At 69.8% G+C, this 19,241-nt stretch carries 16 protein-coding genes and 2 pseudogenes; 12 read left to right on the forward strand and 6 right to left on the reverse strand.

What is annotated here, in order from left to right; all coding sequences use genetic code 11:
• Positions 1-746: 746 nt before the first annotated feature.
• Both AKJ13_RS03400 and AKJ13_RS03405 read right to left on the reverse strand, forming a co-directional pair.
• The gene (locus AKJ13_RS03400) at positions 747-1,379 is read right to left on the reverse strand and encodes a tyrosine-type recombinase/integrase (protein WP_050732076.1); all 633 of its coding nucleotides are present in this window, start codon (positions 1,377-1,379) and stop codon (positions 747-749) included.
• A 158-nt stretch (positions 1,380-1,537) separates the two neighbouring features.
• Positions 1,538-1,903 carry a helix-turn-helix domain-containing protein gene (locus AKJ13_RS03405; protein WP_050732077.1) on the reverse strand — a complete coding sequence of 122 codons (366 nt, stop codon included), beginning with the start codon at positions 1,901-1,903 and terminating at the stop codon, positions 1,538-1,540.
• 105 nt (positions 1,904-2,008) lie between these two features.
• On the opposite strand from AKJ13_RS03405, the gene AKJ13_RS03410 reads away from it, so the two are divergent.
• The 8 genes from AKJ13_RS03410 (at position 2,009) to AKJ13_RS03445 (ending at position 11,340) form a co-directional block, all read left to right on the forward strand.
• Positions 2,009-2,755, forward strand: coding sequence for a glucose 1-dehydrogenase (locus AKJ13_RS03410; RefSeq protein ID WP_050732078.1), 747 nt, complete (start codon positions 2,009-2,011; stop codon positions 2,753-2,755).
• Positions 2,756-3,185: 430 nt separating this feature from the next.
• Positions 3,186-4,823 carry an amidohydrolase gene (locus AKJ13_RS03415; protein ID WP_050732079.1) on the forward strand — a complete coding sequence of 546 codons (1,638 nt, stop codon included), beginning with the start codon at positions 3,186-3,188 and terminating at the stop codon, positions 4,821-4,823.
• Complete coding sequence (locus tag AKJ13_RS03420) at positions 4,820-5,812, forward strand: GTP-binding protein (protein ID WP_050732080.1); 993 nt, start codon at positions 4,820-4,822, stop codon at positions 5,810-5,812. Before AKJ13_RS03415 ends, AKJ13_RS03420 begins: the two co-directional genes overlap by 4 nt.
• Positions 5,803-7,422, forward strand: coding sequence for an ABC transporter substrate-binding protein (locus tag AKJ13_RS03425; RefSeq protein ID WP_144426173.1), 1,620 nt, complete (start codon positions 5,803-5,805; stop codon positions 7,420-7,422). Before AKJ13_RS03420 ends, AKJ13_RS03425 begins: the two co-directional genes overlap by 10 nt.
• Complete coding sequence (locus tag AKJ13_RS03430; RefSeq protein ID WP_012321675.1) at positions 7,419-8,402, forward strand: ABC transporter permease; 984 nt, start codon at positions 7,419-7,421, stop codon at positions 8,400-8,402. Before AKJ13_RS03425 ends, AKJ13_RS03430 begins: the two co-directional genes overlap by 4 nt.
• Positions 8,399-9,322: an ABC transporter permease gene (locus AKJ13_RS03435; RefSeq protein WP_144426174.1), complete on the forward strand. Its 924-nt coding sequence runs from the start codon at positions 8,399-8,401 to the stop codon at positions 9,320-9,322. Before AKJ13_RS03430 ends, AKJ13_RS03435 begins: the two co-directional genes overlap by 4 nt.
• A 3-nt stretch (positions 9,323-9,325) precedes the next feature.
• The gene (locus AKJ13_RS03440; RefSeq protein WP_050732081.1) at positions 9,326-10,321 is read left to right on the forward strand and encodes an ABC transporter ATP-binding protein; all 996 of its coding nucleotides are present in this window, start codon (positions 9,326-9,328) and stop codon (positions 10,319-10,321) included.
• Positions 10,318-11,340, forward strand: coding sequence for an ABC transporter ATP-binding protein (locus AKJ13_RS03445; protein WP_050732082.1), 1,023 nt, complete (start codon positions 10,318-10,320; stop codon positions 11,338-11,340). Before AKJ13_RS03440 ends, AKJ13_RS03445 begins: the two co-directional genes overlap by 4 nt.
• A 77-nt stretch (positions 11,341-11,417) precedes the next feature.
• Here AKJ13_RS03445 and AKJ13_RS03450 read toward each other — a convergent pair whose 3' ends face one another.
• Positions 11,418-12,806 carry an FAD-binding oxidoreductase gene (locus AKJ13_RS03450; protein WP_050732083.1) on the reverse strand — a complete coding sequence of 463 codons (1,389 nt, stop codon included), beginning with the start codon at positions 12,804-12,806 and terminating at the stop codon, positions 11,418-11,420.
• 12 nt (positions 12,807-12,818) lie between these two features.
• Positions 12,819-13,217, reverse strand: coding sequence for a nuclear transport factor 2 family protein (locus AKJ13_RS03455; RefSeq protein WP_024828596.1), 399 nt, complete (start codon positions 13,215-13,217; stop codon positions 12,819-12,821).
• A gap of 283 nt (positions 13,218-13,500) precedes the next feature.
• On the opposite strand from AKJ13_RS03455, the gene AKJ13_RS03460 reads away from it, so the two are divergent.
• Together AKJ13_RS03460 and AKJ13_RS03465 are read left to right on the forward strand one after the other, a co-directional pair.
• A complete protein-coding gene (locus AKJ13_RS03460) occupies positions 13,501-15,021 on the forward strand; it encodes an aldehyde dehydrogenase family protein (protein ID WP_050732084.1) in 1,521 nt (506 codons plus the stop codon).
• 22 nt (positions 15,022-15,043) lie between these two features.
• Positions 15,044-15,799 carry a sulfite exporter TauE/SafE family protein gene (locus AKJ13_RS03465; RefSeq protein ID WP_050732085.1) on the forward strand — a complete coding sequence of 252 codons (756 nt, stop codon included), beginning with the start codon at positions 15,044-15,046 and terminating at the stop codon, positions 15,797-15,799.
• Here the strand turns inward: AKJ13_RS03465 and AKJ13_RS03470 are convergent.
• A complete protein-coding gene (locus tag AKJ13_RS03470; RefSeq protein ID WP_050732086.1) occupies positions 15,773-17,278 on the reverse strand; it encodes a PLP-dependent aminotransferase family protein in 1,506 nt (501 codons plus the stop codon). The two genes, AKJ13_RS03465 and AKJ13_RS03470, sit on opposite strands and share 27 nt — an antisense overlap.
• 345 nt (positions 17,279-17,623) lie before the next feature.
• On the opposite strand from AKJ13_RS03470, the pseudogene AKJ13_RS30185 reads away from it, so the two are divergent.
• A pseudogene (locus AKJ13_RS30185) lies at positions 17,624-18,036 on the forward strand (transposase); the annotation flags it as partial.
• Positions 18,037-18,185: 149 nt separating this feature from the next.
• On the forward strand, positions 18,186-18,323 hold the full coding sequence (locus tag AKJ13_RS32165) for a hypothetical protein (RefSeq protein ID WP_200905576.1): 138 nt from the start codon (positions 18,186-18,188) through the stop codon (positions 18,321-18,323).
• Between the two features lie 146 nt (positions 18,324-18,469).
• Here the strand turns inward: AKJ13_RS32165 and AKJ13_RS30190 are convergent.
• Positions 18,470-19,181, reverse strand: a pseudogene (locus AKJ13_RS30190) (transposase); the annotation flags it as partial.
• Between the last annotated feature and the right edge of the window lie 60 nt (positions 19,182-19,241).

Raw genomic sequence — 19,241 nt, forward strand, 5'->3', positions numbered from 1 at the left:
GCATACGAGCTCCGCGAGAGTCGATGAGGTAGTCAGGCGCGTGCCGAGGAAGGGCGATTGTCGAAGCACCGGATTGTGCGGCCGCAGCCGTCGGGCATTCGCTCAAGCAAGTTGGCTGCCAAACCGCACCCTCGTTCGCGGAAATAGCGCACCACTCGATATGAAAACCGGTCTGCGAGCTCGGAAAGCAGCGAGAATGTCTGATCGATGCCGCCGCAATGGACAGACAGAGCCGGTCAACTGCTACGTTTCAACGGCGATCGTTCACCCACGATCGGCCGCACCTGCACGATGCCGGCCTGCGGCCGATCCCGAGCCTCTGGAGCCACCGCGCCGGCAATCGCTCGACAAACCCGGCCGGTGCCACCTTTCTGTGCAAGACCGTGCGGACTTTCCTTGCTTCGGCGGAGGCAAGCGCGTCCTGACAGCCCGGCCTATCTGCCATCGCGGGGAAAGCCGTCTCGAGCGTCGCTACTCTCGCATTGCATGAGTTGGCCGGATCTCGGCAGACGCTCGCGTTTGTCCTGATGCCGAGCTGCGTAGGCATGGCTCGGCAGAGGAAGGTAGCACCAACATTCCCGACGGCCTGTGCGTCGACGAGCGCTGGCCTGATTCATTGAACGCCCGAGGAAATCGGGACGTCCGCTCTGGAGGACGGAAGAAGAGCGCTTGGGTGGCCGGGATGGGCGCACTGCTGCCCGGCCGGTTTTAAAGCTCCTCGACCCTGAAGCCGAGGGGCCGGAGGCTCAAATCTCAGTCCCTTCCGCAAGCGTAAGCGCATCCTCGACATCGACGCCGAGGTACCTGACTGTGCTCTCGATTTTCGTGTGGCCCAGTAAAATTTGCACAGCACGCAGGTTGCCGGTCCGCTTGTAGATCAACGACGCCTTCGTTCGCCGCAGGGAATGTGTCCCATAGTCCTCTTTTCGAAGCCCGATACCCGAGACCCACTCATCGACCAAGCGCGCATACTGCCTCGTGCTGATGTGCGTGACGCCGTCGAGCCGGCTCGGGAAGGCATAGTCGTCGAGCGTTCCACCCCTGGCCTCCAGCCATGCCAGGATGCTGCTGCGGGCTGGTTCGAGGAGCTCGAACTGTACCGGTCGGCCGGTTTTGCGCTGAGTAACGATGGCTCGTGTGCGGACGCGACCACCACTGATGAGATCGCCGATCTTGAGCTTGAAGATGTCGCAGCCTCGCAGCTTGCTATCGATGGCAAGGTCGAACATCGCGCGGTCACGCACCCGCCGTTCGCGGTCGAGCCAGAACCGGATGGCCCAGACCTGCTGAGGTTTGAGGGCACGTTTGGCGCCGAGCTTGCGGCCCGCGTTCCAGGGCTGCCGACCTTTTGTGGCCGGATCGTATGCAGAGTGTCCCATCGTCGATCTCCTCGCCGGCCTATGCCGACGAGACGAGAAGACACCCGAATCAAGACCGCTGAGGTGAGGGCGAGCAGATGCGGACGTTCCGCATCCGACTCAAGTCGGTCGCCGTCGGTGGATTGGAGCATTCTCGGAAGCGGACCTAGGTCGCGTCCTTATCGATAAGTGCTCGTCTCCGCAGCACGCAAGTCGGGGCCGACGTCTGAAGCATAGGCATTGATGATCCCTGCCAGCAGACCGGGAAAGCGTGCCTCCACCTCGATCCAGCGGGAATGGTTGCGCACCTCGACGCCGTGACGTTCGCTGCGGATCAAACCGGCCTCGCGCAGAACCTTAAAGTGGTTGGACAACGAGGATTTTGGGATGACCCGGTCCCCAACGGCCGAGACGGCTGAACAAGCCTCGACACAGCCCGCCTGCATGATTTTGGCGAAGATGGCCGCGCGGCTCGGATCGGCGAGCGCGTGCAGGATCGCCTCTGGACGCACGTCTTCGATAGCAGGGTGAAACAGGGGTCTCATATTTCGTCCATATGGGGTCTTGAACGACGCTCCGTTAGTTCCGATGTTCCGAACTATGGGTCAAAGGCTGCCATCCGGGAGCTCCCCATGTCGGAGATAGCACACATGTCGAAGCTTGAGGGCAAGGTCGCCGTCGTGACCGGAGCATCCAAGGGCATCGGTGCGGGGATCGCCAAAGCGTTGGCACAGGAAGGCGCCGCTGTGGTGGTGAACTACGCGTCCAGCAGGGCCGGGGCTGACGCCGTCGTGGCGGCAATTACCTCGGTCGGCGGCAGGGCCACCGCGGTCCAGGGCGACGTGTCCAAAGCCTCTGAGGCGCAGGGTGTGATCGAGGCGGCGGTGCGCGAGTTCGGGCGGCTCGACGTGCTGGTCAACAACTCCGGCATCTACGAGTTTGCGGCGATCGAGGAGGTCACCGAGGAACACTATCGCCGCCAGTTTGACATCAACGTGCTCGGCATTCTGCTGTCGACGCGAGCGGCCGCGAAGCATCTCGGCGAAGGCGCGAGCATCGTCAACATCTCCTCGGCGATCACGCACGTGCATACGCCGGCGGCGGCGGTCTACGCGGGTACGAAGGGCGCGGTGAACGCGATCTCGGGCGTCCTCGCCAATGAGTTGGCCCCGCGCAAGATACGCGTGAACGTGGTCAGCCCCGGCTACGTGGTGACCGAAGGCACCCACACGGCCGGCATCTCTGGCTCGGAGATGGAGGCCGGGATGGTCGCGCAGACACCGCTCGGCCGCGCCGGCCACCCGGATGACATCGCGGGCGTCGTGACGTTCCTCGCGTCCGATGACGCGCGCTGGCTTACCGGCGAGAACATTACCGCCAGCGGCGGTATCCGCTGATACACAACGACTATACCTGCGCGCACGAGCCAGACAAACTGCGCGCAGGAGCGCAACGCAGGACGAGCGTTGTCGAACTACATCAACCATTCGATAGCGTCGGCTTTGCGGTCTCTCGTACCGAAGCAGACCTTCGGCTTTCCACCCATCCGAGACGCCCGAAGAACCATTCGCGGCATCCGAATCTGGCCGGAAGCAGAATTTCCGCTGCGGAGCAGGTCGACCGCGGAAACGGACGGCTGCCTGCCGCGAGACCATGGCCCAGAAGTCGAGTGCGCTCACGCTAAATGCGGCTGGCACCGCCCTTATCTCGGCGTAGCTCAAAGCTCCCATTTCGCGGCGCAGCGCCCTGGCTCCCCTCATCCCCAGTGTCTGGCGCTAGCGGCCCGGGCGAACGGCCGACATCCTGGGCGTCGTGCCGAGGACAGCCATGCCGAGCGAGATCACCCTCTTCGAGGCCCGGCGGGTCATCACGATGAATCCGTCGCGGCCGGACGCGACGCATATCGCCGTGCAAGACGGGCGCGTGCTGATGGTCGGGACGCAAGCCGAGTTCGACGGGCTCGACGCGGTTCCGGACCGCCGCTTCGCCGACAAGGTCATCCTCCCCGGCTTCGTCGAGGGGCACGCCCACGTGATGGAGGGCACCCTCTGGCGCCAGACCTATGTCGGCGCCAGCGACCGCCGCAGCCCGGACGGGCGCCGCGTGCCGGGCCTGCACGACATCGGCTCCGTCGTGGACCGGCTCTCGGAGGCGGACCGGTCCATCGCCGATCCGGACCAGCTGCTCTACGGCTGGGGCTTCGATCCGCTGCATCTCGGCGGCGCGCGTCTGACCCGGCACGACCTCGACCGGGTCTCGACCACCCGGCCGGTGATGGTCCACCACGCCAGCCTGCACATCACCAACGTCAACAGCCTGCTCTTGGAGATGGCGGGCTTCGATGAAACCACCGCCATCGACGGCGTGCCGAAGCTGCCGGACGGCACCCCGTCCGGCGAACTGCAGGGGATCGCCGCCCGGCTGCGCCTGTTCCGGGGGCTCGGCTACAACCCGATGAGCGGGACCCTCGACGCCGCCGACGTGGCCCGGTTCGGTGCGGCCGCGCAGCTCCAGGGCATCACCACCATCGCCGACCTGCACAACGACCTCACCGACGCGACCGTGGCGGTCTACGGCGCCGCCTGCGTCGAGGGCCTGCCGGTGCGGATCGTGCCGGCTCTGGCCTCGGTCTCGTGTCCCCCGGAAGACGGCGTCGCCAAGATCGGCCGCCTCGTCGCCGCCAACACCGATCGCCTCCGCTTCGGTATCGTCAAGATCGTCGTCGACGGGTCGATCCAGGGCTTCACCGCCCGGCTCCTGCCGCCGGGCTATCACAACGGCGCTCCGAACGGCCTCTGGTACGTCGCCCCCGAGGATCTCGACCGGATCGTGGGGATCTACCACGCCGCCGGCATCCAGCTTCACATCCACACCAACGGCAACGAGGCCACCGAGGCGGCCCTCGACGCGGTCGAGAAGGCGCAGATCGCCCATCCCCGTCCCGACCATCGGCACACCCTCCAGCACTGCCAGATGGCGACCGAGGCGCAGCTGCGGCGGGTCAAGGCCCTGGGCCTGTGCCTCAACCTGTTCTCGAACCACCTCTATTACTGGGGCGACGCCCATCACGACCTGACGATGGGACCGGAACGGGCGGCCCGGATCGACGCCGCCGGGAGCGCGGCGCGGCTCGGCATCCCGCTGGCGATCCATTCGGACGCCCCGGTGACGCCGCTCGGGCCGCTGTTCACCGCCTGGTGCGCCGTCAACCGGACCACGTCGTCGGGGCGCCTGCTCGGCCCCGAGGAGCGGCTGAGCGTCGCCGAGGCCCTGCACGCCGTGACGCTGGGGGCCGCCTACACCCTGCGGATGGACCATTGCGTCGGCTCCATCGAGGCCGGGAAGTTCGCCGACTTCGCCGTCCTCGACGCGGACCCGTACGAAGTGCCCCCGGAGACGCTCAAGGACGTCCCGGTCCACGCCACGGTGCTCGGCGGCCGCGTCTTCGCGGTGCCGCCGGCATGAGGCGCGGGCTTCCCGCGCCCGCGACGCGCTGCCCGCTCACGGTCGTCGGCGGCTTCCTCGGAGCCGGCAAGACGACGCTGCTGAACCGGCTGCTCGCCGGCTCGCAGGGCCGCTACGCGGTGCTGGTCAACGATTTCGGGGCGATCAACGTCGATGCGGGCCTGATCCGGGACCATGACGGCCAGACCCTGCGGCTGACCAATGGCTGCGTCTGCTGCAGCCTCGCCGACGGCTTCCTCGACACGCTGATGCGCGTCCTCGCGGAGCCCGAGCCCTTCGACCACATCGTCATCGAGGCGAGCGGCGTCGGCGATCCGGGCGCCATCGCGGAGATCGCCCTGGTGGAGCCCGGCCTCGTCCTGCGCGGCGTCGTCGTGCTGGCGGATGCCGAGCGCCTGCCCGGCCTCGCCGCCGACCCGCGCCTGGGCGACACGCTCGCCCGCCAGATCCGCGCCGCCGACCTCCTCGTGCTCAACAAGCGCGACCTCGTGGACGCGTCCGGCCGCGCGGCCGCCCGGGACACGCTCGCCACCCTCGCGCCGGGCGTCCCGGTGGTCGAGACCGTGGCGGCCGCGCTGCCCGCGGCGGTCTTCGATCTCAGCGGCGCGGGTCCGGAGCGGGTCCGGCCGGGATCGACCCGGCTGCGGGCCGAGGCGGCCCCGCACGAGGAGGCCTTCCAGCGCCTGCTCTACCGGCGCGCGGGCGCGTTCGACCGCGTCGGGCTCGAGGGCGCGCTCGCCGCCATGCCGGCCTCGCTCCTGCGGCTGAAAGGGCGCCTCGGTCTGGCCGGCCGATCCGAGACGCATCTGCTTCAGATGGTCGGGCGCCGCTGGAGCCTGTCGCCGCTGCCGGAGCCCGCGCCGGACGGAGCCGAGCTCGTCGGCATCGCGGCGACCGATCCCGAAGCCGGCCCGGCGCTGGCCGGCCTCCTCGACGCCGCGCTGCGACCCCCGCAAACCCCACACGGAGACCGAACCCGATGCGCCTGACCAAACGCACGCTCCTCGGCGCCGGCCTCTCGGTCCTCGCCGCGCCCCTGACGGTCCCGATCCTCGACCTGCCGAAGGCGCTGGCCGACGACGCGATCGCGCCGCTGGTGATCGGCACCAACCAAGTGCCGCGCCACTTCAACGGCGCCGTGCAGTCCGGCATCGCCACCGGGATGGTCTCGACGCAGATCTTCGCGAGCCCGCTGCGCTACGACGATCAGTGGAACCCGCAACCCTATCTGGCGAAATCCTGGACCGTCGCCCCCGACAACTTGAGCGTGACGCTCCACCTCGTAGAGGACGCCGTCTTCCACGACGGACACCCGCTCACCGCGGAGGATGTCGCCTTCTCGATCGGGGTGATCAAGGCCAACCATCCGTTCCAGACCATGCTGGAGCCGGTCTCGACGATCGAGACCCCCGACGCCCACACGGTCATCATCCGGCTCGCGCGCCCACACCCGGCGCTGCTGCTGGCCATGTCGCCCGGCCTGATGCCGATCCTGCCCAAGCACGTCTACGGCGACGGCCAGGACATCAAGACTCATCCGGCCAACCTGAAGCCCGTCGGATCGGGCCCGTTCAAGTTCGTCGAGTACAAGCAGGGCGAGTCGATCCAGCTCGAGCGGTTCGACCGGTTCTTCATCCCCGGGCGGCCCAAGCTGGCGCGGCTCGTCTACCGGATCCTGCCGGACCAGAACAGCCTCGTCATCGCCACCGAGCGGCGCGAGATCGGCATGCTGCCGTTCCTCTCCTCGGTGCGGGACATCGAGCGCCTCGCCAAGGCGCCGACCCTGACGGTGACGGATCGCGGCTTCGAGGGGATCGGCCCGATCAACTGGCTAGCCTTCAACTGCGGGAAGAAGCCCCTCGACGACGTGCGCGTCCGTCGGGCCATCGCGCTGGCGGCCAACCGCGCTTTCATCACCGGCAAGCTGCTCGGCGGCACGGCGAAGGCGGCCACCGGCCCGATCGTGCCGGGCTCGCCGTTCTACGAGTCGGCCGTCGACCTCTACACGCTCGACATCGCCAAGGCGGACGCCCTGCTCGACGAGGCCGGGCTGAAGAAGGGGCCGGACGGCACGCGGTTCCCGCTCACCATCGACTACATCCCCAACGACAACGACCAGCAGCGCAACGTCGCCGAGTACCTGCGGGCCGGCCTCAAGCGGATCGGCATCGCCCTCCAGGTCCGGGCCGCGCCGGATTTCCCGACCTGGGCGCAGCGCGTCTCCAACTTCGACTTCGACCTGACCATGGACAACGTCTTCAACTGGGGCGACCCCGTGATCGGCGTGGCGCGGACCTACCTGTCGACCAACATCCGCAAGGGCGTCATCTGGTCGAACACGCAGCAGTACAAGAATCCGAAGGTCGACGAGCTGCTGAACGCCGCCGCGGTCGAGACCGACCTGGAGAAGCGCAAGGCGCTCTACAGCGAATTCCAGAAGATCGTTGTGTCCGAGGCGCCGATCGCCTATATCAACCTCACCCCCTACAAGGCGGTCTACGACAAGCGCCTGACGAACCTGCCCCTGTCGATCTGGGGGCCGCTCTCGCCCCTCGACGAGGTCGCCTGGGCGCAGGGCGCCGCCGGAGCCGAGCGATGACGGGCCTGCGCAGGCTCGGCGCGACGGCGGCGAACGCCGCCGGCCTGCTGCTCGCCGTGGTGGTGCTGAACTTCCTGCTGATCCAGGCGGCGCCGGGCGATCCGGCGCAGGTCATCGCCGGCGAGATGGGCGGCGCCTCGCCGGAGATCATGGCCGAGATCCGCACCCGTTACGGCCTCGACCGCGGCCTCCCCGAGCAGCTCGCGACCTATGTCGGCAAGGTGGTGCGGGGGGATCTCGGCTACTCGTTCTACTTCAACGAGCCGGTCTCGCGCCTGATCCTAGGCCGTCTGCCGGCCACCGCACTGCTGGTTCTGAGTTCCCTCGCCCTCGCGGTGCTGGCCGGGGCCGGCCTCGGGATCCTGGGCGCCCGCAGGCCGAACGGCCTCGTCAGTCACGCGGTCTCCCTGGTGGCGATCGCCGGCAATGCCGCGCCGGTCTTCTGGACCGGCCTGATGCTGCTGGTCGTGTTCGCCTCCCTGTGGCCGGTGCTCCCGGTCGCCGGGATGGAGGATGTGGCCACCCCACGCCACGGCCTCGCCTACGCCCTCGACGTCGCCCGCCACCTGGTCCTGCCGGCGCTGACCCTCGGCATCGTCTACGTCGCGCAGTACAGCCGCCTGATGCGCGCCAGCATGATCGACGCGCTCAACGCCGACTACGTCCGCACCGCCCGGGCCAAGGGCCTGCCGGAGCGGACCGTGATCGGCAAGCACGCGCTGCGCAACGCGCTGATCCCCCTCGTCACCATGGTCGGGCTCCAGTTCGGGCAGCTCTTCGCGGGGGCGATCCTGGTCGAGACCGTGTTCGCGTGGCCGGGGCTCGGCCGGCTGACCTTCGACTCGATCCTGCGGCGCGACTACCCGACGCTGCTCGGCATCCTGTTCTGCTCGGCGCTGCTGGTCATCGCGGCGAACCTCGTCACCGACCTCCTCTACCGCCTGATCGACCCGCGGATCCGCGCCGGGAGGCCGGCATGAGCGCCCTCGTCGCAGCCGAACCGGCGGTGCGGCCCCAGCCGGTGCGTTCCGAGGCGGCGCCACCGATGCCGCGCCCGGCGGCGGATCCCGGCCTCGCCGCCTTGCGCCTGTTCCTGCGCAACCCGAGCGGGCTCCTGGGCCTCGCCATCCTGATCGGCCTGCTGTTCGCCGCGCTGGCGGGCCCGCACCTCTACGGGGTCGATCCGTTCGAGATCGTCGGCGCCCCGTTCCAGCCACCCGGGGGCGACCCGGTGCTCGGCACCGATTACCTCGGCCAGGATATCCTGGCGGCCCTGCTCCAGGGCGGCCGCGCGACTCTGCTGGTCGGGTTCTCGGCGGCGCTCATCACCGTGGTGATCGGCGTGACCTTCGGGGCGCTCGCGGGCTTCTTCGGCGGCCGGGTCGACGCGGCGCTGATGAAGGTCACCGAGTTCTTCCAGGTGCTGCCGACCCTGCTGTTCGCGATGGTTCTGGTCACCCTGTTCGGCCAGAAAATCGCCATCACCACGATCGCGATCGGCATCGTGTCGTGGCCGCCGACCGCCCGGTTGACCCGGGCCGAGTTCCTGCGCCTGCGCGGCCTCGACTTCGTCAAGGCGGCCCGGGCGGCCGGTGCCGGACCGCTCTACCTGATCGGACGGGTGATCCTGCCGAACGCCGCGCCGCCGATCGTGGTCTCCGCGACGCTGGCGATCGGCACCGCCGTGCTGTTCGAGGGGGCCTTGAGCTTCCTCGGCCTGGGCGATCCCAACGTGATGAGCTGGGGGCTGATGATCGGGCAGAACCGCGCCTACGCCCTGGAGGCGTGGTGGACCGTGCTGCTGCCCGGCGGGGCGATCTTCCTCGCGGTCCTCGGCGTCAGCCTCGTGGGCGACGCGGTCAACGACGCGGTCAATCCGCGCCTGCGCAAGCGGAGCTGAGCGATGGCCCCCGTACTCGCCGTCGAGGACCTGACCGTGACCCTGACGCGGCCGGGCGGCCGCGTGCCGGTCCTGGAGCGGCTCAGCTTCTCCGTCGAGGCCGGCCGCACCGTCGCGCTGGTCGGCGAATCCGGCTGCGGCAAGAGCATGACCGCGCTGGCGATCATGGGCCTGCTGCCGGAGGGCTTCGCCCGCGCCGGCGGCCGGATCCTGCTCGCCGGGGAGGACATCGCGGCCGCCAAGCCGGCCCGGCTGCGGGCCCTGCGCGGCAGCGCCCTGTCGATGATCTTCCAGGAGCCGATGACGGCCCTGAACCCGGTCTACACGGTCGGCGACCAGATCGCCGAGGCGCTGCGGCTGCACCAGCGGCTCGGGCGCCGCGCCGCCCTGGAACGGGCGCTGGCGATGCTCAGGGCCGTGCAGATCCCGGCGGCCGAGCGGCGCCTGCACGCCTACCCGCACGAGCTCTCCGGCGGCATGCGCCAGCGGGTGATGATCGCCATGGCGCTGGCCTGCCGGCCCAAGCTCCTGATCGCCGACGAGCCGACCACGGCCCTCGACGTGACCGTCCAGGCGCAGGTCTTCGACCTGCTGAAGGCCCTGCAGGACGAGATGGGCACCGCCATCGTGCTGATCACCCACGACCTCGGGGCGGTGGCCGACATCGCCGACACCGTGGCGGTGCTCTACGCCGGGCGCTGCATCGAGCAGGGCGACACCCGGTCGGTCATGCGCGCGCCGCAGCATCCCTACACGCGGGGGCTGATGGGCTGCACGCCGCACCTGCGCCTCGGCGCGGCGGCCGATGCGGGTGCAGGGATGCTGCGGGAGATCCCGGGTCTCGTCCCGCCGCTGGGCCGGCGGCCGGCGATCTGCGCGTTCGCGGACCGGTGCGGCCGGGCCGACGCCACCTGTCTGGACAATCCCCAGCCGCCCCTGGCCGAGGCCGGCCCGGCCCGGGCGGTGGCCTGCTGGCACCCGGAGGCCCGCGCAGCATGACGACGGACGCCGCATCGACCCCGATCGGGGCCGACCTCCTGCAGGTCAACGACCTGAAGGTCCATTTCCCGGTCCCGGGCGGAGGGCGGGTCCACGCCGTCGACGGCGTGAGCTTCGTCGTGCGCCGGGGCGCGAGCTTCGGCATCGTCGGCGAATCCGGCTCGGGCAAGTCCACCACGGCGCAGGGGATCATGCGCCTCGTCCCGGCGACCGCGGGTCAGGTGGTCCTGCGCGGCGAGGACATAATCGGCCTCCGGGGCGCCCGGCTCCGGCAGGCGCGGCGCCATATCCAGATGGTGTTTCAGGACCCGTTCGCGTCGCTCGATCCCCGCCGCTGCGCCGGCGACCTCGTGGCCGAGCCGCTGCGGCTGCTGGAGGGCCTGTCGCGCAGGCAGGCGGCGGCGCGGCTCGACGCGCTGTTCGCCGCGGTGGGCCTGCCGGCCGAGGCCCGGAGCCTGTTCCCGCACCAGTTCTCGGGCGGGCAGCGCCAGCGCCTGTGCATCGCCCGGGCGCTGGCGACCGAGCCCGACATCATCGTCTGCGACGAGGCGGTCTCGGCCCTCGACGTCGCGATCCAGGCGCAGATCCTCAACCTCCTGGCCAAGCTCCAGGCGGAGCGCGGCCTCGCCTACATCTTCATCTCGCACGACCTCGGCGTCGTGCAGCACCTCTGCGACGAGGTCGCGGTGATGTATCTCGGCCGCATCGTCGAGCAGGCGCCAACCCGGACGTTCTTCTCCGCCCCGCGCCATCCCTACAGCTGGTCGCTGATCTCGGCGGCGGTGCCGGCCGGTCCGGCGCGGGATGCCCTGAAGGCGCGCTACCTCGTGCGCGGCGAGCCGCCGAGCCCGATCGATCCGCCCGCCGGCTGCCGGTTCGCTGCGCGCTGCCCGTTCGCGGTCGAGCGCTGCCGCGCCGAGGATCCCGCCCTGCTGGCGACCGGCCCGGGCCACTACGTCGCCTGTCACCGGGTCGGCGAGATCGAGGCGCCGGACTTCGACCAAGCCCAGGCCGCCTGATCCCGCCCGGTTCCCCCGTACGAGAAAGGCCGCCCCGAATGCGCGGGGCGGCCCGTTCAATCCGTTCTGTAGCCGGCTCAGGCCGCCTCGTCGCGGTGGTGGTACCAGCGATACAGCATCCGCTGCCCGATCCGCCGGAACGGGGCGAACGGGTGGCCCGGCAGCGTGCCCTCGAAGATCGGCAGGCCCGCGGGCCTGCGCCCGGCCACCAGCCCGGCGAGCCGGCGGCCAGCCTGGGCCGAGAACGAGACGCCGTTGCCGCCATAGCCCAGGGCGTAGAACAGGGGCTCGCCCGGTTCAGGCTGGACGATGCGGGGCATCATGTCGTGGCTGACATCGACCCAGCCCCACCACGAATAGTCGATCTCGATCCCCGCGAGGGCCGGGAATTTCTGGTGCAGGCCATCGACCAGCAGGCGCAGATGGCGTGGATGGGTCGCGTCCGCCCCCGTGATCGCGCTGCGGCTGCCGATCTGCACCCGGCCGTCGGGGAGCCGGCGATAGTAGAACCGCAGGGTGCGCGTGTCGGTGACGAAGGTGGTGGTGCGCAGCGTCGCCGCGATCTCGTCGGCGGTCAGGGGCCGCGTGACCAGGGAATTCGACAGGATCGGCATGATCCGGCTGCGCAGGCGCGGGTGCAGCCCCTGGCTGGTATAGCCGCCGGTGGCGATCGCCACCGCGCGGGCCCGCACGGTCCCGTGGGGCGTCCGCACCCGGAAACCGCCGCCGTCGCGGTCGATCCCGAGCACCGGACTGGCCGGATGGACCTTGGCCCCGGCCGCCCGCGCGGCCCGGAGGTAACCGAAGGCGAACTTGGCCGGATGGATGCCGATCCCCAGCGGCTCGTGGAGCGCGCCGACGGCCCCGGCCTCGTCCATCCAGTTGCGGCGCAGCTCGTCCGCGCCGAGCATCCGGGTGCGGTAGCCGAAGACCGTGTTGGCCACCTCGGACTCGGCCGAGAGCTTGGCGAAGGTGCGGGGCCGATGGGCGACGTAGATGTGGCCGCCGGGCTGGGGATCGGGGTCGAATTCGCGCACGAGGCCGGTGAAATACGCGAAGCCCTCCAGGATCTCGGCGTGGAGCTGGAGCGCGGTCTCGCGGCCGTAGCGGGCGATCCACTGCGAGCGGCTGAGCCGGCCCGAGGCGTTCTGGCCCTGGCCGCCATTGCGGGTGCTGCAGCCCCAGGCGACCCGGTTGGCCTCCAGCACGGTGGCCTTGATGCCGTGGTCCCGGGCGAGGCTGAGGGCGCAGGACAGGCCGGTGAAGCCCGAACCGACGATCACCACGTCCGCGTCGACATCCCCCGTGATCGGGCCATCATCCGCCGGCAGCGGGCCGGCGGTGGCCACCCAGTAGGTCGGCGCGTAGGCGCGGTCCGTCCCCGGGGTGACGCTGGTCAGCGGGTCGTAGGTCGGATCGTAGGGCGCGCCGGTCGGGCTCGGAACGGGATCGGGGGTCAGGCTCACGATCCGCCTCCCTCAGGCCGCCTGGACCGGGCGGTCCTTGCGGAAGGCGCTCTTGCGGGCGATCAGCCGGCCCTCGAACACGAACAGGTCGACGCCCTCCACGGCTACCCGGCCACCGTCGGCCCGGGTGCCGGTGAACAGCCATTCCGACGTGGCCCGCTCTCCGGCCAGCGTGTGGCGCGACACCGTCCAGGCCACGTCCGGCATGTCGGTCCAGACCGCCACGAAGGCCGCCCGAACCGCGTCCTGGCCGGTCAGCCGGCGGCCGTGCGCCTCCGGTCCGGCTGCCGTGTCGAACACGACCCCCGGCGTGAAGCAGGCCATGACGCCGTCGGCGTCGTGGCGGTTGAAGGCCGCGAACAGGCGCTCCAGCAGGGCGTGGCGCTCCGCCTCGGTCGTCGCTTCAGTCATCGCACTGCGCTCCCCTTGCGCGCCCGCAGGCGGCCGTCGTTCGCGACGACCTAGCGCCGCCGCCGTCCGCCCGACGAGGTCCAGACGGATGCCAACGACGCATCCAGTTGGCGGGTCAGACGAGGCGCCCGACAGGAGCGGCGGAGCGGGTCCGGTCGGCCGAAGCCCGAGGACACCGGGCTGCGCCTGGCCCGCTCACTCGCCACCGCCTGGACCTGTCGCGACGCCCGGGGCGCTCGTATCGACGCCCGGACGCACCAATCCGACCGCGAGCGAGCCGCCCATGTCGAATGAATCCGAGAGCCTGGCGGGTGGCCGCGCGCGCCTCCCTCAGGGCGTGCGTGACCTCCTGGCCGCCCTCGCCGGGCGCCACCTCGTCGGGAACGCGCTGGTCGGCCCGGTGGACGGAGCCTGCCTCACCGTCCTCGACCCGGCCACCGGGCGCGCCCTGGCCCAGGCGCCCGCGGCCGGCCCGGCGGATGTCGAGGCCGCGGTCGCGGCGGCCCGCGCCGCCGGACAGGCCTGGGCGCGGGTTCCGGCCCGCGAGCGCGGGCGGTTGGTGGCCGAGGGCGGGCGCCGGATCGCGGCGGCGTCCCCGGATCTCGCCCCGCTGCTCGCCGCCGAGACCGGCAAGGCGATCCGCACCGAGTGCCGCCCCGAGATCGCCACCGCGGCCGACATTCTCGCGATGTTCGGCGGCCTCGCCACCGAACTGAAGGGCGAGACGCTGCCGTTCAGCCCGGACATGCTCGCGCTGACCACCCGCGAGCCCCTGGGCGTGGTCGCGGCGATCCTGCCCTGGAACGTGCCCCTCGTGCTGATGGCGCTCAAGATCGGCCCGGCCCTGGTCGCCGGGAACACCGTGGTGGTGAAGGCCTCCGAGGAGGCTCCTTTCGCGACGATCGAGGCGGCGCGCCTCCTGGCCGATCTCCTGCCGCCCGGGGTCCTCAACGTGATCTGCGGCACCGGTCCCGCCTGCGGGGCGCCGCTGGTCCGCCACCCCGACGTCGCCAAGGTCACCTTCACGGGCTCCCAGGCGGTGGGCGAGGCGATCTACCGCGAGGCCGCCGACAAGCTGATCCCGGTGAGCCTGGAGCTCGGCGGCAAGAGCCCGATGCTGGTCTTCGCGGACGCGGACCTCGACCGGGCCGTCGCGGGCGCGGTGGCCGGCATGCGCTTCACCCGACAGGGCCAGAGCTGCACCGCCTCGAGCCGGATCTACGTCGATGCCGAGCTGCACGACCGGTTCGTGGAGCGGCTGGCCGCCGCCGTCTCGAACCTCCGGATGGGCGATCCCCTGGACGAGGCCACCGATATCGGCACCGTGATCAATGCCCGGCAGCGCGCCAAGATCATGGATTACATCGCAGCGGGCGAGGCCACGCCGGGCGCGCGGGCCGTGCGCTGCGGGCGCCTGCCGGCCGCGCCGGATCTCGCCGAGGGCCTGTTCGTGGAGCCGGTCCTGTTCACCGGTCTGACCGAGGACAGCCCGCTCATGCGCGACGAGATCTTCGGTCCGGTCGCCTGCATCGTGCCGTTCTCCGACGAGGAGGCCGTCCTGGCGGCGGCGAATGCGGGGGATTTCGGCCTCGCCGCGACGGTGTGGACCCGGGACCTGCGCCGCGCGCTCCGGGTGTCGCACGCGCTGGATGCCGGCTATGTCCAGGTCAATCAGAACCTGACGATCCAGCCGAACCTCAGCTACGGCGGCTTCAAGAAGTCCGGCCTTGGCAAGGAGGCCTCTCTGGAGTCGATGCTGGAGCACTTCACCCGCAAGAAGACCATCGTGGTCGACATGCGCTAGAGCGGTGGCCCCCGCTCTTCCGATGCCCGAACCGGCATCCCTGATCGCGATCGCGGCCGCAATCTTCACCGCGGCGCTCATCCGCGGCTTCACGGGCTTCGGGTTCGCCCTGGCTGCCGTGCCGCTCCTCGGCTTCACGCTCCCGCCGAGCCAGTGCGTCCCGCTCGCCGTCGCCCTCCAGTTCTGCGCGAGCCTGTCCGACCTGCCGCGGGCGCGCCGGACCTGCCATTGGCCGTCGCTCGGCTGGCTCGTCGCTGGCACGGTGGTCGGATCGCCGCTCGGCGTCGCCGCTCTGGCTGCGGCGAGCCCGGACGTCGCCCGGCTGTGCATCGCGTTGGTCTGCGGCTGCGGGACCATCGCGCTCCTGCGCGGCTTCCGCTTTGCCGGGCTTCCGCGCGGCGGCGCGACCCTGGCGGTTGGGCTGGCCGCCGGCCTGTGCAACGGGCTCTCGGCGATGCCCGGTCCGCCCGTGGTCGCCTATTATCTCGCAACGCCGCTCTCGCCGCAGCAGGGGCGCGCCTCGCTGCTGGTGTTCTTCCTGGCGACGTCGATCGCCAGCGCCGTCAGCCTCGCGACCGCCGGGCTCTTCGGGGCCTCCCTGGCAATCCCGGTGATGGTCGGCATTCCGCTCATCGTCGCCGGCAGCCGGCTCGGCGAGGCGCTTCTCAGGCTCGGCGCCGGACGGGGGCATCGCGCCCTGTCGATCGTGCTGCTCTGCACCGTCGCCGTCACGAGCGTGGTGCAGGCGGTCTCAGACCTGCTCGGGCATCCCCTGTGACGCGGGGATACCGGCCGGTGTGACCAGTTCCGCGAGGCGGGTGAGGCCCGCCTCGATCCGGTCGGTGCGGATCGAGGCGAAGCCCAGGCGGAAGCAGGCTTGGCCGGCCTCCGGGTCGGCATAGAAGATGTCGCCCGGCTCGATCAGGACGCCGCGGGCGCGGGCGCGCACGCTGAGATCCCGGGCATCGAGGCCGACAGGCCCCTCCACCCAGAAGCTCGTGGCCCCCGGGTCGCGCCGCCAGCGGAACGCGGGCAGGAGGCGGGGCAGCAGGTCAGCGATTCGGACGGCACGCTCCTCCAGAACGCCGGCGGTCCGGCGCAGATGCGTGCGGTAATGCCCGAGCGCCACGAACATCGCGGTAGCGCGCTGGTTGTTCGAGGGCGGGTGGCGCAGCATCAGCCGCCGCAGTACGCGCAGCTCCGCGATCACGGCCCGGGGCGCCACCACGTAACCGACCCGCAGGCCTGGGGCGAGCACCTTCGAGAAGCTGCCGACATAGATCACGCGGCCGTCCGTATCGAGGCTCTTGAGGGACGGAATCTCGTCCGCCAGCGCGAGGTCGGCCTCGTAATCGTCCTCGACCAAGACGACGTCGTGGCGCCGTGCGGCTTCCAGGAGGGAGCGGCGGCGCTCCAGCGGCATCACCGCGGTGGTCGGGCACTGATGCCCCACAGTGACGAACGCCACGTGCCGGCTGGCGAAGACAGCATCGGGCACAACCCCGTGCCAGTCGATGGCGAGCGTCGCGAGGTGGTCGGTGGCGAGTTTCAGCAGGTTGCGCGTATCGGGATAGCTCGGGTCCTCGACGCCCGCCGGCGTATTGCGGCCGACCAGCAGCTGGATCAGCAGCGAGAGCGCCTGCTGCGATCCGATAGTGACCATCACCTCGTCGGCGCTCGCGAAGATGCCCCGCCGCGGCAGCACCTGCAAGCGAAGCTGCTCCACAAGTTCGGAGTCGTCCTCGTCGATCAGGTCGCCCGCCCAGGCGTTGATCTCGGACACCCCGGAGGCCGCCCGCACGCTCTCGCGCCAGTCATTGGCCGGGAACAGGGACGGATCGAACTGGCCGAACAGGAAGGGATACGGGTAGTCGAGCCAGTCCCGGGGCTTGGTGATCTGCCGCAGCTGCGCGGGCCGGACCGCGAAGCGCCGCGACCAGGCGATGGTCCGTTCCGGGGAGGGACCACGCGCTTCGGAGACGATCAGATCCGGCGCCAGGAAAATTCCGCTCCGCTCGTGGGAGACCAGAAAGCCCTCGTCGACGAGCTGCTGGTACGCGTTCACCACGGTGTTGCGGGCGACCCCGAGCAGGGCCGCGAGCTGGCGCGTCGAAGGCATCCGGGCCTCCGCGGTGAACAGCCCCCGTTCGATGGCCGTCACGATTGCTCGACGGATCTGCAGGTGTAGCGCCAAGCCACTCCGGTCGAGCTCGCCGAAGAGCTGCGTCCAGGCGAGGGCATGATCGGTGACAGCCATAGCATCCGGCTCCTGCTCGGGGATACGTCTCCCGAGGCAAGGATGGCGCCAGCGGTCCAGGATCGGCGCTTCGCGTCGCGAAGTCCGCTTCGGAGACGGCGTCACAGCTCCCTGGACGGCCAATATGGGCGCACAACCGAACGACCGGTTTTGCGCCCATCGGCGATCCACCATGGCGTCGCCTGGCCGAGAGCCGCCGGTCTGCTTTGGAGAAGGGCGGGCGCCAAAGCAGACGAACTCCTTTCGACCCACATCGGTCACATCAACCGGCATCGGCACTTCTCGAAAGCGTTGGACTGGACACCCCCTGACGGCGTCGATGTGCCATAGTGGAGGTCTCTATGAGTGAGGTTACACCCCGGGATCGATCTGGCCAAATCAGTTTTCCAGGTTCACGGCTCGGATACGAGCGGTGCAGTGGTGTTCCGCAAGACGCTGCAGCCTGATCAGGTTCTGACGTTCTTCTCGACACGTCCGAGATGCGTGATCGCTATGGAAGCCGGCGCCAGCGCTCCTTATTGGCCCCGTGAAATAGCCTTGGCGGGCACGAAACGCGGCTCATCCCATCAACCTACGCGAAGCCGCTCGTGCAGCGGCACAAGAACGACATGGCCGACGCTAAGGCGATCTGCGAGGCGGCGCAGCGGCCAACGATGCGGCTCGTCCAGGGTAACAGCGCGCAGGCTCAGGCCTCCGCAGCGGTGCTCCGTACGCGCGACCTGCTCCTGCGTCGGCGGACCCAGTTGATCAACGCACTGGGTAGGGATTTCAAGGAGTTCAATTCGTCGTTCGCTAGAGTGTCATGCTTATGCAGCCGCTGCATGCCTGGCGCGAGGCATGTGGCATACCAAGACGCTGCGTGCAGTGCGATATCGCCTCTTGCGCATCGCACAATAGGACACCGCCGATGACCCTCCTTGCAGCTGTCGCCCTCCTTCCCTTCGCTGCCATTGCCAACTTCGCAGTCGTGGTGGCGCTGGCTAATCACTTCGACGGCGACAAGCCGGCCGCGGGCTTCACCGGCTCGGTCCCGACCCTGGCCTGAGCCGTGCCAGGGCCGCTTCACGCGATCGCGATCTAGGGACCCCTGATTTCAGTCCGGCTGGAAGGTGAGCCTCCGGATTTCATTCGGCTGCCTGTTGGGCACCAAAAGGCGAATCCTTGGGGCGTCAGTCACCCCAGGGCTGTTCAAGGACGGCTCTCGTTGCGCTGCCGCTGTCCGGCCTCGATCGAGCTCCTCTCATCGGCCAACGACAAGAACCAGTTCGCGTCCAGGCACTCGTCGCGCAGGCGGCCATCGACGAACGCGTCAGGGACGAAGTTCATCGACCAGCGCTGGTTCTGCCGGAGAGCCGAAGGTTGGCGCTCAGGCTGGCCCGCGCTGACGTGCCGGCGCGGCCCAGCTTGAGCTACAGACTCAGCCCCTCGTCCCTGTAGTGGCGCCAGACCCTCCTGTGCTTCACTCGCCAGCCCTCGCGGCGCAGAGGATGTAGATTCGGAAATAGCCTTAACGCACCGGGTTTTTGGCCTTATCCAAGATGCGCATCCGCAGCGGTGCCGGATTGGGTTTGGGCGAGCGGTAGCGGACGCCAGACTGGCCGACGCCGAGCGCGCCGCTCGCTTACCCCCTTTGCATCGTGCACGAGTTCGCGTCGCCGCGCAGGCATCAGAGCCTTTTTGCGAGCACGTCCTGCAGGCGGTACTTGTCGAGGCCGAGATCGGCCATGAGCTGCTTGAGCTTGCGGCTTTCCTCCTCCGACTGCCTAAGACGCCTCAATTCGCCCGTGTCCAAGCCCTCGGAGAGCTTCTTTCAGCGGTAAAACAACTGTTCGAAGATGCCCATCCGCCGTAGCACCTTCGGCACTGGCGCCCCAGTCTCGGTCTGCTTCAGCGCGAAGGCGATCTGCTCTTCGGTGAGCCTGCTGTTCTTTACGGCTCCGCTCGCCCCATCAGGATCTCACGA

This window comes from Methylobacterium sp. ARG-1 (genome assembly GCF_001262595.1).
Lineage (GTDB): Bacteria > Pseudomonadota > Alphaproteobacteria > Rhizobiales > Beijerinckiaceae > Methylobacterium > Methylobacterium brachiatum.

Bases quoted from the DNA above. Each gene is read 5' to 3' on its own strand.
- AKJ13_RS03465 (WP_050732085.1), top strand. From the start codon at position 15,044: ATGCCCGAACCGGCATCCCTGATCGCGATCGCGGCCGCAATCTTCACC.
- AKJ13_RS03470 (WP_050732086.1), bottom strand. From the start codon at position 17,278: ATGGCTGTCACCGATCATGCCCTCGCCTGGACGCAGCTCTTCGGCGAG.
- AKJ13_RS03405 (WP_050732077.1), bottom strand. From the start codon at position 1,903: ATGAGACCCCTGTTTCACCCTGCTATCGAAGACGTGCGTCCAGAGGCG.
- AKJ13_RS03435 (WP_144426174.1), top strand. From the start codon at position 8,399: ATGAGCGCCCTCGTCGCAGCCGAACCGGCGGTGCGGCCCCAGCCGGTG.
- AKJ13_RS03415 (WP_050732079.1), top strand. From the start codon at position 3,186: ATGCCGAGCGAGATCACCCTCTTCGAGGCCCGGCGGGTCATCACGATG.
- AKJ13_RS03425 (WP_144426173.1), top strand. From the start codon at position 5,803: ATGCGCCTGACCAAACGCACGCTCCTCGGCGCCGGCCTCTCGGTCCTC.
- AKJ13_RS03420 (WP_050732080.1), top strand. From the start codon at position 4,820: ATGAGGCGCGGGCTTCCCGCGCCCGCGACGCGCTGCCCGCTCACGGTC.
- AKJ13_RS03400 (WP_050732076.1), bottom strand. From the start codon at position 1,379: ATGGGACACTCTGCATACGATCCGGCCACAAAAGGTCGGCAGCCCTGG.
- AKJ13_RS03460 (WP_050732084.1), top strand. From the start codon at position 13,501: ATGTCGAATGAATCCGAGAGCCTGGCGGGTGGCCGCGCGCGCCTCCCT.
- AKJ13_RS03445 (WP_050732082.1), top strand. From the start codon at position 10,318: ATGACGACGGACGCCGCATCGACCCCGATCGGGGCCGACCTCCTGCAG.
- AKJ13_RS03455 (WP_024828596.1), bottom strand. From the start codon at position 13,217: ATGACTGAAGCGACGACCGAGGCGGAGCGCCACGCCCTGCTGGAGCGC.
- AKJ13_RS03440 (WP_050732081.1), top strand. From the start codon at position 9,326: ATGGCCCCCGTACTCGCCGTCGAGGACCTGACCGTGACCCTGACGCGG.
- AKJ13_RS03430 (WP_012321675.1), top strand. From the start codon at position 7,419: ATGACGGGCCTGCGCAGGCTCGGCGCGACGGCGGCGAACGCCGCCGGC.
- AKJ13_RS32165 (WP_200905576.1), top strand. From the start codon at position 18,186: ATGACCCTCCTTGCAGCTGTCGCCCTCCTTCCCTTCGCTGCCATTGCC.
- AKJ13_RS03410 (WP_050732078.1), top strand. From the start codon at position 2,009: ATGTCGAAGCTTGAGGGCAAGGTCGCCGTCGTGACCGGAGCATCCAAG.